This is a genomic window from Paenibacillus etheri (assembly GCF_001012825.1).
GTDB lineage: Bacteria > Bacillota > Bacilli > Paenibacillales > Paenibacillaceae > Paenibacillus_AQ > Paenibacillus_AQ etheri.
Map to the genome: position 1 here is coordinate 57,608 of NZ_LCZJ02000018.1, position 15,133 is coordinate 72,740.

The following is a 15,133-nucleotide window of genomic DNA, read 5'->3' on the forward strand; positions in this document are numbered from 1 at the left end:
GTGATGAAGGGAATGCGTTTTGAGTACTGGATTTAGAGGTATGGGATAAAACGGGTCTAAAATTTTGCTTTTTTAAGTATAATTCTAAGGTTTTAAGGATTTTATAACACATAATATGGTAAAAAATCTATAATATGATCGAATGAAAGCGCTTTGAAAACAAATCAAAAAAACTTTATACTTTGTGAAAGATTTCACTATACAAGTTTGGAATCATGTGATAAGATAAATGTGTAGAGAAAAACAACTAAAAATTGACAGGAGGACGAGGGAGATGGCAGTTAAGAACGAAGTCGCCGCCCAAGTTAAACAAGTTACCGCTGAAGAGTATATTCAGAATTTAGTGGATAAAGCAAAAAAAGCGCATGAGGCGTTCATGGCGCTAGACCAAGAGCAAGTTAACACAATCGTTCATGCAATGGCGTTGGCTGGACTCGACAAACATATGTATCTCGCAAAATTGGCCGTAGAAGAAACTGGACGCGGCGTATATGAAGACAAAATTACGAAGAACATCTTCTCAACTGAATATATCTGGCACGGAATTAAATACGATAAAACAGTAGGCGTTATTGAAGACAATACTTATGAAAGTTTCCAAAAAATTGCTGAACCCGTCGGAATTGTTATGGGTATCACACCGGTAACCAACCCTACATCCACCACGATGTTTAAAGCGTTGATTTCGATTAAGACACGGAACCCTATTATATTCGGTTTCCACCCATCTGCGCAAGAGTGTAGTGCTGCAGCTGCAAGAATTCTTCATGATGCTGCCGTGAAAGCTGGCGCTCCTGAGAACTGTATCCAATGGATTGAAATGCCAACAATGGACAAGACAAATGCATTGATGAACAACCCAGACGTTGCTCTTATCTTGGCAACTGGTGGTTCTGCAATGGTAAAAGCAGCTTACAGCTGTGGTAAACCAGCACTTGGCGTAGGCCCTGGTAACGTACCTGCTTTCATTGAAAAGAGCGCAGATATTGATCAAGCCGTAACGGACATCATTCTTTCTAAAACATTTGATAATGGTATGATCTGTGCTTCCGAGCAAGCTGTTATTATCGAAGAACCAATCTTCGATCAAGTGAAGAAAAAAATGATTGCTAATGGCTGCTACTTTGTGAATAAAGAAGAAGCTGCCAAACTGACTAGTGGAGCAATGAACGTAGATAAATGTGCGGTTAATCCAGCGATCGTAGGTCAATCCGCAGTGAAAATTGCTGAAATGTGTGGTATTCAAGTCCCTGCCGGCACTAAGATTCTGGTAGCAGAGCTTGAAGGTGTAGGCACTAAATATCCACTATCCGCTGAAAAATTAAGCCCGGTTCTTGCTTGTTACAAAGTTAAAAATGCAGATCAAGGTATCGAACGCGCAGCTCAAATTGTTGAATTTGGCGGTATGGGACATAGCTCGGCTATCCACTCCAACAACGAAGAAGTAATTATGAAGTTCTCTAACCGTCTGCAAACAGGACGTATTCTCGTTAACTCGCCTTCCACACATGGTGCAATCGGCGATATCTATAACACTAATATCCCTTCGTTGACTCTGGGCTGCGGATCTTATGGTCGTAACTCCGTGTCGCAAAACGTTACAGCAATCAATTTGATCAACGTGAAAAGGGTGAATCGTCGTACCGTGAATATGCAATGGTTTAAAGTACCTGACAAGATCTATTTCGAAAAAGGCGCTACTCAGTACCTGACCAAAATGCCTGATATCACACGTGTCGCAATTATCACTGACCCAATGATGGTTAAGCTTGGATATGTTGAAAGAGTTGAACATTACCTGCGTCAACGTCAAACTCCTGTCGCTATCGAAGTGTTCTCGGAAGTTGAACCAGATCCATCGACAACTACAGTTGAAAAAGGTACTGCAATGATGAACAGATTCCAACCGGACTGCATCATCGCACTTGGGGGCGGTTCCCCAATGGATGCTGCAAAAGGAATGTGGTTATTCTATGAACATCCAGACGCAGACTTTAATGGTCTGAAACAAAAATTCATGGATATCCGTAAACGGGTATACAAATTCCCTAAACTTGGTAACAAAGCTAAGTTTGTAGCGATTCCAACTACTTCGGGTACAGGTTCGGAAGTAACATCTTTCGCAGTTATTACCGATAAAACAACTGAACAGCACACTAAATATCCTTTGGCTGACTACGAGTTAACTCCAGATGTAGCTATCATTGATCCAGAGTTCGTATACAGCTTGCCAAAAACTGCGGTTGCTGATACAGGTATGGACGTATTGACACATGCTATCGAAGCTTATGTATCTGTAATGGCAAGTGACTATACTGATGGTCTAGCTATTAAAGCCATCCAACTGGTATTCCAATACCTTGAAAAATCGGCGCTGGAAGGCGACAGAGTAGCACGTGAGAAAATGCATAACGCATCAACACTTGCTGGTATGGCCTTTGCCAATGCATTCTTGGGGATTAACCACAGTTTGGCGCATAAATGGGGCGGACAGTACCACACTGCTCATGGTCGTACTAACGCGATCCTTATGCCACACGTTATCCGCTACAATGCTAAAAAACCTACGAAGTTCGCTTCGTTCCCTAAATATTCGCACTTCGTAGCTGACGAGCGTTATGCTGAAATTGCCCGTATTCTGGGATTGCCAGCTCGCACAACTGAAGAAGGTGTAACTAGCCTGATCAATGCTATTCGCGATATGAATAAAAAATTGGGCATCGAAGAATCGTTCCAACAACTGGGCTTTGATCCTAAGGACTTCGAATCCCACGTAGATTACTTGGCTGACCGTGCGTTTGAAGATCAATGTACAACTGCCAATCCTAAGCTGCCACTGGTATCTGAACTTGCTGATGTATACCGTAATGCGTTCTACGGAAGATTTGATAATTAATAAATGGTTAAATAGAGAATAGGATAGTAGTGGACTTAGATAAAGGTGACAAATATCACTCGAAAGGTGATATTTGTCACAGTGTTTTTATAGAAAATAAACTAGAATGTTTATATAAACAACGGTCCCACATATGAAGTGTTGATTGTGAAATTTGGAACAACCACATCTTTTGGGGATCACGAGACACGGGATCAACCTTCAAGCCCGCGATCTCTACAAATATAATAAATATAGATGGAGGGATTTAGCATGTCGGTGATTGAAAAAGAAGTAAATGAAGTGAAATCCGGTTGGAGAAGTTTTGCAAAAGGTAAATGGTCCAAGAAAGTTGACGTTAACAACTTTATCGCAAGTAACATTAAGCCTTATGAAGGTAACGAAGAGTTCCTCGTAGGTCCTACTAGTAACACAACTGAACTATGGAAGATTATTTCTCAACTGAGCAAGGAAGAAAGAGAAAGAGGCGGCGTATGGGATGTTTCCCTAGATACTGTCTCCACAATCACTTCACATGCTCCAGGCTACATTGACAAGGACAAGGAACAGATTGTAGGCGTGCAGACTGACGCTCCTTTCAGACGTTCCATTCAGCCATTCGGCGGGATCAAGATGATGGTCGATGCTACGAAGGCTTATGGCTTCGAGCTTCCACAAAACATCGTTGACATGTTCACGAACATTCGCAAAACGCATAACCAAGGCGTATTTGATGCATATACACCAGACATGAGAGCAGTACGTAAATCCGGCGTTATCACAGGTCTTCCTGATGCTTACGGCCGCGGACGTATTATCGGCGACTACCGCCGCATTGCTCTGTACGGTATTGATTTCTTGATTAAAGACAAAAAGCAACAACTAACTGAACTTGAAGTTGATTCCATGACAGAAGAAGTAATTCGTTTGCGTGAAGAGCTGTCCGAGCAAATTCGTGCACTGGGCGAATTGAAAGAAATGGCAGCAGCTCACGGTATGGATATTTCCAAACCAGCGACGAACTTCAAGGAAGCTACTCAATGGGTATACTTTGGATATCTGGCAGCAGTTAAAGAACAAAATGGTGCGGCGATGTCCTTGGGACGTGTTTCTTCCTTCCTAGACATCTATGCAGAACGCGATATTGAAGAAGGTACTTTGAATGAAGAACAAGTACAAGAAATTGTCGATCATTTCGTAATGAAACTGCGTATCGTTAAATTCTTGCGTACACCTGACTATAATGACCTGTTCTCCGGCGACCCTACTTGGGTAACTGAATCCATCGGTGGTATGGCTGAAGATGGAACCACTCGTGTTACCAAGAACAGCTTCCGTTTCCTGAACACCCTGTACAACTTGGGTCCAGCTCCGGAACCAAACTTAACTGTTCTGTGGTCCGAAAGATTGCCTGAAGGCTTCAAAAAATATTGTGCTAAGGTTTCTATCGAAACTAGTGCAATTCAGTATGAAAATGACGATCTAATGCGTCCATACTGGGGTGACGATTATGCTATTGCTTGCTGCGTATCTCCAATGCGTATCGGTAAACAAATGCAGTTCTTCGGCGCTCGTGCCAACCTGGCAAAAGCTTTGCTGTACGCTATTAATGGTGGTAAAGACGAAAAATCTGGAGCACAAGTTGGACCGGAATTCCCAGCGATCACTTCTGAATATCTGGATTATGACGAAGTAATGAAACGCTTCAAACCGATGATGGAGTGGTTGGCTAAGACTTACGTTAACACTTTGAACATCATTCACTATATGCATGACAAATATTCTTACGAACGTATCGAAATGGCACTGCATGATCGCGACATTCTGCGTACGATGGCTTGCGGTATCGCTGGTCTGTCCGTTGCAGCTGACTCGCTGAGTGCTATTAAATACGCGAAGGTTAAACCTATCCGTAACGAACAAGGTATTGCAATTGACTTCGAAACCGAAGGCGAATTCCCTTGCTACGGTAACAATGACGATGCTGTAGACAGCATCGCAGTAGAATTGGTTGAAACCTTCATGACAATGATCCGTAAAAACAAAACTTATCGTGATGCTGTGCCAACTCAATCGGTATTGACCATTACTTCGAATGTAGTGTACGGTAAGAAGACAGGTACAACACCTGACGGACGTAAAAAAGGCGAACCTTTTGCACCAGGTGCTAACCCAATGCACGGACGCGACAAGAAAGGTGCTCTGGCTTCACTGAACTCTGTAGCCAAACTGCCTTACTCCGATGCACAAGATGGTATCTCCAATACGTTCTCCATCGTACCTAAGGCACTGGGTAAAGACGATGAATCCTGTAAGTCTAACCTGGTACACATGATGGACGGATACTTCCATAACAACGCTCAGCACTTGAACGTTAACGTATTTAACCGTGAACAGCTGATGGACGCGATGGATCACCCAGAGAACTATCCACAATTGACTATCCGCGTATCCGGTTATGCAGTTAACTTCATCAAGCTGACTCGCGAACAGCAAATGGACGTAATTAACCGTACGTTCCATGGTTCGATGTAATTCGTTCCTATTTATAAAGATCTTTGATTTAAATTCTACATTGAAATAGTTGCAAGGAAGATACCGCCCTTGTCTCAAGGGCGGTAATATCTTGTTTGAGAATGGTTAAAATTTTAAATTTCACAGCCGCGATTAAGGGGAAAGACAGTCTCAAGGACAGGGAACTTCTTCGTGAAAGAGGGACTGTTAGTCTGTCGTGGCGAAAGGATGACATCCTATGATTAAAGGTCGCATACACTCTTTGGAAACCTTTGGGACCGTTGACGGACCTGGTATTCGTTTTGTCTTATTCATGCAGGGCTGCTTGTTGAAATGCCAATATTGTCATAATCCTGATACTTGGGCTTTAGATGAAGGCAAAGAAATGAGTCTGGAAGAAGTGCTTTCCGAGATCGAGCCTTATTTGAACTACTATCGTTCTTCTGGAGGCGGACTGACTGTATCCGGTGGAGAACCTACTTTGCAGGCACAATTTGTAAAACAGTTATTTACGGAAGTTAAGAAACGTTGGAATTTGCACACTACACTAGATAGTAATGGTTATAACGAAGGTGACAAGATTAATGACTTATTGGATGTTACGGACTTGGTAATGCTTGACTTGAAGCATATTGATGAAGAAGCACACATTAAGTTAACTGGCAAATCTAATGACCGGACCTTGAAGCTTGCACGCTGGCTATCGGATCATAACCGTAAGATGTGGATTAGACATGTATACGTTCCAGGAATTCACGACCGTGAAGAGGATCTTATTAATTTAGGTCGTTATATTGGAACCTTAAATGGCGTTGAGAAGTTTGAAATCCTGCCTTATCATCAAATGGGTATCTATAAATGGGAAATGCTTGGCAAGGTTTATGAATTGGATGGTGTGCCATCCCCTACGGATGAAGAAGTTCAGCGGGCATACCGCTTGGTCGAAGAAGGTCGTAAGCAGACAGCACTGGTATAAATTGATACCTACATTAAGTAAAGCCGTTCCTTCAGTGAATTACTACTGAAGGAACGGCTTTTTTTGTTAAAAGAGGGATGTCTGGTATCTTGAAAAGGGGTAATTTTGTATTAGCCCTTATAAAAAATGATATAGTTACAGCTATTAATTAAAGAGTTTGTAAATGTATGATGATAGATAATATATCATTATTTAAATTTAATATTATTAATTTTTGAATTAATATGCGCTTAAATCACATATATTAACGAATGATCGTAATCATTACTATAATTAGGTTATGTTACATAACATATTGTGTAGTTGATTCCGCTTTCATTAGAGGTTTTTATCCCTATAGTGGATGAATCTTAACCTTACGAGAATGCAATCTGTTTTCTATAATAAGAAGTGTAAAGCACAACATTATATGGGGGGTCACAAGAAATGAAAAAAGGTATGACTTTGCTATTGTCCCTGATTTTTGTATCATCAGCTTTACTGGCAGGTTGCGGAAGCAACAACAATGCGTCTTCTAACAAAGGAGATGGAAACGCTACCGCGACGAATGCAGCGGATGCTACAAATGCTCCAGCAACAGAAGAACCGGTAAGTAGCGAACCGTTCGAAATGACGATTCGGCACACTCAAATCGGTGCAGACAAACAGAAACGTCTAGCTATTCTGCAAGAAGTAGTTAAAAAGGTAGAAGGCGATGTACCGGGTCTGACCTTTAAACTTGATGGAGTAGATTCAGACGTAAACCGTAAAGAAAAATTACGTGGTGAAATGGCTGCAGGCAATCCACCAGAGATCTTCGATCTGTTCGGAAGCCCTGACTCTAAGATCTATGCTAAAGAAGGTAAATTACTAGACCTGACTCCAATCCTAGAGGAACTTGGAATTAAGGATAAATTCTCAAATTTAGATCCTTTCACTTATGAAGGAAAAATTTACGGATTGCCAATCGGTGGATCTGGTGAAGGATTCTTCTACAACAAAGAATACTACAATAGCAAGGGTTGGAAAGCTCCAACAACATTTGCTGAACTGGAACAACAATTAGCTGACATCAAGGCTGACGGAAAAGTACCTTTGGCTGGTGCGTCTAAGGCTGGTTGGGTACCACTTATGCTAGCTAACCATTTGTGGTCACGTTATGCAGGTCCAGATGTAACTGCTAAATTTGCAACAGGCGAAGCTAAATGGACTGATCCAAACGTTGTAAAAGGCTTTGCAAAGTACAAAGAATGGGTTGACAAAGGATACTTCAAAAAAGGCGAACTTGGTTTCGAGTATGCTGAATATACAACACAATTCACTAGTAGTGAAGCAATCCTGCTTTATGATGGTACTTGGAAATCCTCCGTATTCAAAGCCGGACAATCTGGCGAAGGTTTGATCGGTAAAGTTGGATTCTTCAATATTCCTCCAGTTGATGGTGGCGCAGGCGACCAAACTGCATTGATGCGCGATGTAAACAATGGCTACGGTTTCTCTGCTTCTGCTGAGAAAGATCCTCGTCAATTGGCTGCTGTGAAATCTTTCATCAAAAACTTGTTTAATGAAGAAATGCAATTACGTGGTCTTGTTGAAGATGGCGTACTGCCAGCAATGAAAATTGATCAAAACGTGCTGAATGAAAATATTACGGATGATCTGATGAGCGAAATCGTAGGTGTACTTAATAACTCACAATCTTCGTTCCCAGCATTTGACTCACTTGTTCAAGCTGATGTAACTACAGAAATCAGTAACATTCAAATTCAAAAGCTAATTGGTGGTCAGACAACTCCAGAGAAAATGGGTGAAGCTTTACAGAAGGTACAAGAAGAAGCAAACGCAGCAGTTGAATAAGTAGCTGCAAATTGAATGTACCCTGGTGCCAGAACCAGGGTACATTTTTAAACTCAAAGAATTTATGTGTTTGCACAGATCTAAAACATTCATTGTTCGCCAGATGTCAAAGCAACCGGAGGTAGTCATGAATAAAGCACTAAGAAATCCATTGGTATTTTTCCTTTTTATTCTTCCAGCACTGATCCTGTTCACGATGTTCTTCATCTATCCCATCTTTAGTTCTATCTATTACAGCTTTACTAGCTGGAATGGTGTATCTGACACAGTCAAGTCTGCCGGAATCAGTAATTTTGAGAAGGCATTAGGAGATGAACGATTCTGGATATCTGTCAAAAATAACGGTTTCTTCATTCTTTTCTCCTGTTTTGTACAGGTGCCGTTAATCATATTGTTCTCGTTATTGATATCAAATGTAAAGAAGCTAAAAGGCTTATATAAGACAGCGGTCTTCATGCCTTCCATTATGTCTACAGCAGTTATCGGTATTCTATGGGGCTTCATTTATGAGCCCAACATTGGACTTTTAAATAAGGTTCTTGGCTTAATTGGTATTGATCCACTTTACTGGCTGTCGGATGAAAGATTCGCAATGTTATCCATCCTGATCACGAATGCTTGGCAATGGACCGGATTCTATATTGTAATGGTACTTGCAGCTATTCTGTCGATACCAGGTGAATTGGATGAAGCTGCTGCTATTGATGGTGCAACTGGATTCCAACGTGCTACACGCATCACACTTCCGCTGATCGTTCCAATCATTTCTGTTGTAATCATGTTATCTATTGCAGGGGCAATGAAAGCGGCGGATATCGTCATTGTAATGACTAAGGGTGGACCTGCTGGTTCAACCGATGTAATGGCAACCTACATGATTAAATATGCAATTACTAACTTTAAATACGGGTACGGTAATGCCATCGCAGTCCTGATCTTTGTATTTACACTGGTGGTTACAGCCGTTTATCAGCTGCTGATAGCCCGACGCACAGAAAGGATTGAATACTGATGCCACGCGCCCTGAAAAAAAGTCTGCCACATGTCGCACTTTTGTCCTATCTACTAGTTATTCTATTTCCTTTCCTGTTCGTGTTATTCTCCTCTGTGAAAAAGGATAACAATGCAATAGCGCTTAACCCTTTTGGGATTCCGAAGGAGTTTGTCTTCAATAACTATGTTGAAGCTTGGGTAAATGCCAAGATCAGCACCTACTTTTTTAACAGTTTGTACATTTCCATATTGGCTTCTGTAGTATCTATCATTCTAGCGTCTATGTTCGCTTTTGCAGTTACTCGGATGCGCCAAGGCAAATGGAATACGATTTTGTTCACCCTGGTTATGGTGGGAATGCTCATTCCAAACAACGCATTGATGCTTCCTATTTATACGATTGTACGTAAGATGGGGATTTTGAATACGCACTGGGCGTTGATTATCCCTTATATCGCGAATGCAATTCCATTTACGATTATAATATTGGCTGCATTTATGCGCTCGTTGCCTAGAGAAATTGAAGAGGCGGCGGTCATGGATGGGTTGAAGGCACCAGGTATCTTTGCTAAAATTATTGTACCTCTAACCGTACCTGCCATGGTTACCGTATTCATTGTTAATTTCCTGGGCAATTGGAACGAATTCTTGCTGGCAAACTACTTCCTATCGAATGACGAACTACGTACGCTCCCAGTGGGTATGGTTCAATTCCGTGATCAATATCAGATGAACTATGCACAAATGTCAGCGGGTATCGTCTTCAGTGTACTTCCAGTAATTGTTATTTATGCGATTTTACAGGAGAAAATTATTGAAGGCGTAACAGCGGGCGGCGTAAAAGGATAACTTTTTTCTCAGTCAGGAGCACTAGCCGATGAATTTGCGCTATAAATTATTTACGGCATTTTTGGGCCTGATAATCATTCCCTTATTTATTCTAGGCATGCTTATGTTTTTCGTGACTTATAACTCTATTGAGAAGAAGTACAGTCAACAGTCGGAATACTCCCTCAAAGCAATTAGTTACAGTATTTCAAATGTGTTAAAAGATATGGATAACGTTACAGACAACGGAATTGCTACCTCGGTTTTTCATATGGCCCTTAGCGCAGAAGATCCTTCTAATCAAGATTTGACTGATGCTGAGCAACTCAATTTGAATGCAAGCCAGCGCAATTTCCGTAGTCTGTTGTTTAACCATCCATCGATCAGCTATGCTTTTTTGTACAATTTTAACGGTAGAGGTAACTCTGAAATCGTGTCGCTTTTTAATAAGGAAAATTTCCGAACGCTACCCTATGATACTTTTAAAAAAAGTGATTTGTACCAGGAAGTAATGGATTTGAATGGCGTGCCAAAATGGCTGGCTCCTCATGAGTATCCCGAACTTACGGGAACTGAACCTGTGTTTACACAAATTCGACTCGTGAAGGAACTGAGCTTCTTTCAGAACATAGGTATCCTTGTTGTACAGATCAAAAATTGGGAGCTCGAATCGATATTTCGCAATTTAAAAATTGGGGATAGCAATCAGGATGTTTCGTTTATGCTTGTAAATGATGACGGAATGATTCTATTCGACCCAGATCAAAAGCTGGATGGACAGGATATTCAGTCATTCGCGAATAAAGAGATTACCTTTAAAAAAGGGTTTCAGAGTTTTAAAACGGAGTACAATGGGGAGAAAAGTATTCTCTCCATGTATCATTTGAAAGATTATCCTTGGAGTCTAGTGTCTGTAACTTCATGGAACTCTTTGTCTCGAGAAGTTACAGTATTTGCACGCTGGTTTGTTGGGGTTATTTTCCTTTGCTTTTTGGCAGCGGTGATCTTCAATCTATTCTTTATGAATCGCATTACAGGTGCAATAGCCGTAATTGTTCGTTTTATGCGACGTGTTGAGGATGGAGATCTGACTACGCGGGTAGAAGTGAAGGGGAATGATGAGTTAACGCTCCTTGGTAAGGGCTTTAATGATCTTATGGATAAAATTAATCGATTGTTTAACAGAATCCAAGTCGAACAGCGTCGCAAGAATCAAGCCGAGATGCGTGTTCTACAGGCACAGATCAAACCGCATTTTTTATTCAATACGTTAGAGTCGATTAATGTTCTGGCTATACAGAATGAAGGCAAGAAAGTCAGTGAGATGGTCTACAGACTGGCAAGTATTTTACGTATTAGCATACAGGATCGAGAAGAAATAACACTGGATGAAGAGATTAAACATCTGCGCAATTATTTAGACATTCAAAAATTCAGATTTGAGGATTTATTTGAATACGATATTGATATCCCGCAAGAATTGATGAGTTGCGGCATTCTAAAGCTTACTTTGCAACCGCTTGTAGAGAATAGCATTCAGCATGGATTTGAGGGTATTGATTACAAAGGTCAAGTTTCTGTGAAGGTTTGGGAGAAGCAAGGGGACTTAATTTTACAAATTGAAGATAACGGTATAGGTATTACACCATCTCAGTTGTCCATTTTCCAATATATTGTGAATGATCCTGTGGAGCAAGAGGTTAACATTGAACGGGAAAATCGGATGAATCTCGAACGTAGAGGTCTTGGCATTCGCAGTGTAGCGGATCGCATCCGTATTGAATACGGTGACAGGTACGGAATATTTATTTGTTCCAGTCCAGGTTATGGTACTATAATTCAATGTGTCATACCTAAATACGAGCAGGGGGAAGATCATTATGCTAAAGGTATTATTGGTAGATGACGAAGCCCCAATTCTTAACAACCTGAACAGAGTATTGCCATGGCAGGAGATGGGGATGGAGGTCGTCGGTATGGCGCGAAGTGGTATGGACGCCTTGCGCATTGCTGAAGAGGAGCAACCCGATCTTGTGTTAAGTGATATTCGTATGCCAGTGATGGACGGGTTAACTTTTGTAGGAAAGTTGCGAGAAATGGGATTGGATAGTGAGGTACTGCTGCTTACCGGGTATCAGGAATTTGACTACGCACGGGAAGCGATCCGGCTTGGGGTAAAAGAATACATTTGTAAGCCGATTCATTATGAAGAACTTGGAAATAAGATACGTGAGATCGGAGCCAATATCCGTAGTAAACAGTTTAAAAATAAACTGTATAATAGCATCCCTTTATTTCAAGAAATTCCTGAAGCAGACAATGGTAAAAAAACACCGGATCAGCTTATGAACTTAGCCGCTCAGTACATCTCTGAGCATCTTCATTCAGATATCGGGATTGAGGAAGTGGCGAATAAGATCGGGATTAGCGGCAGTTACTTCTGCCTCTTGTTTAAAAACCGGTTTGCAATGACTTTTGTGGAGTACGTGACACAACAGCGAATTGAAGCTGCCAAGTTTATGCTTACTAACAGCGATAAGAGTATTACGGTGATTGGTTCCGGAGTGGGTTATCAGGAACGACGTTATTTCACGAAGGTATTTCAGAAGCAGACGGGGATGTCTCCTAAGGAGTATCGTGACCGAAACGCGGTGAGGTCGGCGTCACTCTGAGGATATTTGGACTTCCGGTCGCTGTTATCATGGTATTTCTTGATTAGAAACCGCTGCTCGCGGTTGAAATCCAATGATAGCATATGCTTCCGAGGTAGCTTTCCAAGGAAAGCTTTTAGGCGAACGCTCCGCCCCTACAGTTCCAAATTTCCTCTCCGATCCTTCCCCCTCACCACACTTCGTAGTGGGTATGGAGTCGTCCCACTCCTGCGGTTGTGGGGACTCCTTAGGGGAAAGAAGGGATTATCGACCAGCCTGCGGCTGTGATAAATTAAATGATTTTAAACAGTAGAGATGATTATCCTTAGTTATTAAGGATAATCATCTCTTTTTTTATAGAAATATAATATGCTCCCTATACTCCCGAAATTTATCATATGTTTTAATTAGAGTGTAAGAAGGATGTGCAAGACGATAGCCGAGCGAGAGTGATAAAGGCTCTAAATTGGGATGATGGGGAAATGGGGGAACTGAACATGAGTGTGACGAATCCTACCGTCAGCTTGTCAGAAGTAAAGAAAAGAGGCAGGGGGAGAGTGCCGAATTTTCTGAGAGTGATGAAGAAATATTGGGTGTTCTATTTGATGATGCTCCCAGCCATTATTATTCTGATCATCAATAACTACATACCGATGTTAGGGACGGTAATTGCTTTTAAGGATATCAATTACCAGAAAGGGATTCTAGGCAGTGATTGGGTCGGGTTCTCGAACTTCAAATATTTATTCTCGACAGAGACGGCCTGGATCATTACTAGAAATACCCTATTGTACAACACTGCGTTTATTGTGCTTACACTCATTTTTTCACTGGCTTTTGCGATAATGTTTAACGAAATGCGCAGCAGATGGCTATCGAAATTTCATCAGAGTGCGATGTTTCTCCCGTATTTTCTCTCATGGGTCGTCGTTAGTTATTTAGTATACGGCTTTCTGAGTGCAGAGCATGGGTTCATGAACAAGACACTGCTCCCGTTCTTTGGGGTAGATCCAATTGAATGGTATTCGCAGTCGCAATATTGGCCGGGGATTCTAGTGATAGTAAAGCTGTGGAAAGAGATTGGCTATACGACGGTCATTTACATGGCTGCGATCATCGGTATAGATCATGAATATTATGAGGCTGCGTTGATTGATGGAGCTTCTAAATGGAAACAGATTCGCAAAATCACGCTGCCACTGATTAGTCCGGTTATTATCGTAATGACGCTACTGCAGATTGGTAGGATTTTTAACGCAGACTTTGGATTGTTCTTTCAGGTTACTAGAAACGCAGGCGCATTATACTCCACTACGCAAGTTATCGACACCTATGTGTATCAGACCTTCCTGGCGATTGGTGATATTGGGATGTCCTCTGCCGCGGGTCTCGTTCAATCTGTTGTAGGATTCCTACTGATCTTCTTAGCGAATCTAGCTGTACGACGAATAAGTAAAGATGATGCGTTATTTTAGAGGGAGGTGGGAGTGTTGAGCCAGACAGAAACTGCAATAAGGCCGTCGGGTCGTACAGGAAAGAGAACAAAACGGCAAAGACAACCCAATGAAATTTCTAATATTTCCAATTTGCTGATTAATATATTCTTCTGGATTTATACAGCGATTTGTGTGGTCCCGCTGATCCTCGTGATTATCGTATCGTTCTCGGATGAACAATCGGTTGTGCAGCACGGCTACAGCTTTTTCCCGAACAAGTGGGATATCTCGTCATATGAATTTCTGTTAAAAGATTATTGGCAAATTATAGATGCAGCTGCGGTTTCCTTATTTGTGACGGTGGTTGGAACGATTCTGAGTCTCGTAATTATGGCAATGTATGCCTACCCTATCTCACGTGGGGATTTTCCACATCGTAATTTCTTTTCGTTCTTTATGTTTTTTACACTTTTGTTTAATGGAGGCCTAGTACCTTGGTATCTAGTTTATACTCAAATGATGCATTTGAAGGATACGCTATGGATTCTAATTATGCCACTGCTGGTTTCAGCATTCTTTGTAATCATTTTACGAACCTTTTTTGCGAACACAATCCCTCCAGCACTGGTTGAGTCTGCTAAAATCGACGGGGCACCGGAGTTTCGGATCTTCGTTCAAATCATTCTGCCTTTGTCGTTACCGGTGCTAGCTACAGTAGGATTATTTCAGACCTTGGCGTATTGGAATGACTGGTATCTCAGCTTGATCTTCATTTCACCCGAAGGGCATGTCAATCTACAGTATTTAATGTATAAGACGATGTTGAACGTTCAATTCCTTACTGCAAGCCCTCAAGCGATGGCTGCCTTAGCTGCGCAAGGTGTAGAAATCAATCTGCCGACCGAGACGGTAAGGATGGCAATGGCTGTTATTGGGATCGGTCCTATCGTATTCGTTTACTCCTTCTTCCAAAAGTATTTTATCAAAGGGCTTACGGTTGGTGCTGTTAAAGGCTAATGAGGAT

General features: G+C 41.5%; 10 protein-coding genes. All 10 read left to right on the forward strand.

What is annotated here, in order from left to right; genetic code table 11:
• The first annotated feature begins 274 nt into the window (after positions 1-274).
• The 10 genes from adhE (at position 275) to UQ64_RS05790 (ending at position 15,126) form a co-directional block, all read left to right on the forward strand.
• Positions 275-2,896: a bifunctional acetaldehyde-CoA/alcohol dehydrogenase gene (adhE, locus tag UQ64_RS05745; RefSeq protein WP_060622544.1), complete on the forward strand. Its 2,622-nt coding sequence runs from the start codon at positions 275-277 to the stop codon at positions 2,894-2,896.
• Positions 2,897-3,148: 252 nt separating this feature from the next.
• Positions 3,149-5,410, forward strand: a complete 2,262-nt coding sequence (pflB, locus tag UQ64_RS05750; protein WP_060622545.1) for a formate C-acetyltransferase — start codon at positions 3,149-3,151, stop codon at positions 5,408-5,410.
• A 217-nt stretch (positions 5,411-5,627) separates the two neighbouring features.
• A complete protein-coding gene (gene pflA, locus UQ64_RS05755; protein WP_060622546.1) occupies positions 5,628-6,365 on the forward strand; it encodes a pyruvate formate-lyase-activating protein in 738 nt (245 codons plus the stop codon).
• 426 nt (positions 6,366-6,791) lie between these two features.
• The gene (locus tag UQ64_RS05760; RefSeq protein WP_060622547.1) at positions 6,792-8,201 is read left to right on the forward strand and encodes an extracellular solute-binding protein; all 1,410 of its coding nucleotides are present in this window, start codon (positions 6,792-6,794) and stop codon (positions 8,199-8,201) included.
• Between the two features lie 127 nt (positions 8,202-8,328).
• A complete protein-coding gene (locus UQ64_RS05765; RefSeq protein ID WP_060622548.1) occupies positions 8,329-9,213 on the forward strand; it encodes a carbohydrate ABC transporter permease in 885 nt (294 codons plus the stop codon).
• Positions 9,213-10,043, forward strand: coding sequence for a carbohydrate ABC transporter permease (locus UQ64_RS05770; RefSeq protein WP_042129876.1), 831 nt, complete (start codon positions 9,213-9,215; stop codon positions 10,041-10,043). Before UQ64_RS05765 ends, UQ64_RS05770 begins: the two co-directional genes overlap by 1 nt.
• Before the next feature lie 28 nt (positions 10,044-10,071).
• Complete coding sequence (locus UQ64_RS05775) at positions 10,072-11,928, forward strand: cache domain-containing sensor histidine kinase (protein WP_060622549.1); 1,857 nt, start codon at positions 10,072-10,074, stop codon at positions 11,926-11,928.
• Positions 11,903-12,694, forward strand: a complete 792-nt coding sequence (locus UQ64_RS05780; RefSeq protein WP_060622550.1) for a response regulator transcription factor — start codon at positions 11,903-11,905, stop codon at positions 12,692-12,694. Before UQ64_RS05775 ends, UQ64_RS05780 begins: the two co-directional genes overlap by 26 nt.
• Before the next feature lie 476 nt (positions 12,695-13,170).
• Positions 13,171-14,148: an ABC transporter permease gene (locus tag UQ64_RS05785; protein ID WP_245237866.1), complete on the forward strand. Its 978-nt coding sequence runs from the start codon at positions 13,171-13,173 to the stop codon at positions 14,146-14,148.
• A 15-nt stretch (positions 14,149-14,163) separates the two neighbouring features.
• Complete coding sequence (locus UQ64_RS05790) at positions 14,164-15,126, forward strand: carbohydrate ABC transporter permease (RefSeq protein ID WP_245237867.1); 963 nt, start codon at positions 14,164-14,166, stop codon at positions 15,124-15,126.
• Positions 15,127-15,133 lie beyond the last annotated feature (7 nt).

Excerpts from the sequence above, each read along its gene's own strand:
- adhE (WP_060622544.1), top strand. The coding sequence starts at position 275 with ATGGCAGTTAAGAACGAAGTCGCCGCCCAAGTTAAACAAGTTACCGCT.
- pflB (WP_060622545.1), top strand. The coding sequence starts at position 3,149 with ATGTCGGTGATTGAAAAAGAAGTAAATGAAGTGAAATCCGGTTGGAGA.
- pflA (WP_060622546.1), top strand. The coding sequence starts at position 5,628 with ATGATTAAAGGTCGCATACACTCTTTGGAAACCTTTGGGACCGTTGAC.
- UQ64_RS05760 (WP_060622547.1), top strand. The coding sequence starts at position 6,792 with ATGAAAAAAGGTATGACTTTGCTATTGTCCCTGATTTTTGTATCATCA.
- UQ64_RS05765 (WP_060622548.1), top strand. The coding sequence starts at position 8,329 with ATGAATAAAGCACTAAGAAATCCATTGGTATTTTTCCTTTTTATTCTT.
- UQ64_RS05770 (WP_042129876.1), top strand. The coding sequence starts at position 9,213 with ATGCCACGCGCCCTGAAAAAAAGTCTGCCACATGTCGCACTTTTGTCC.
- UQ64_RS05775 (WP_060622549.1), top strand. The coding sequence starts at position 10,072 with ATGAATTTGCGCTATAAATTATTTACGGCATTTTTGGGCCTGATAATC.
- UQ64_RS05780 (WP_060622550.1), top strand. The coding sequence starts at position 11,903 with ATGCTAAAGGTATTATTGGTAGATGACGAAGCCCCAATTCTTAACAAC.
- UQ64_RS05785 (WP_245237866.1), top strand. The coding sequence starts at position 13,171 with ATGAGTGTGACGAATCCTACCGTCAGCTTGTCAGAAGTAAAGAAAAGA.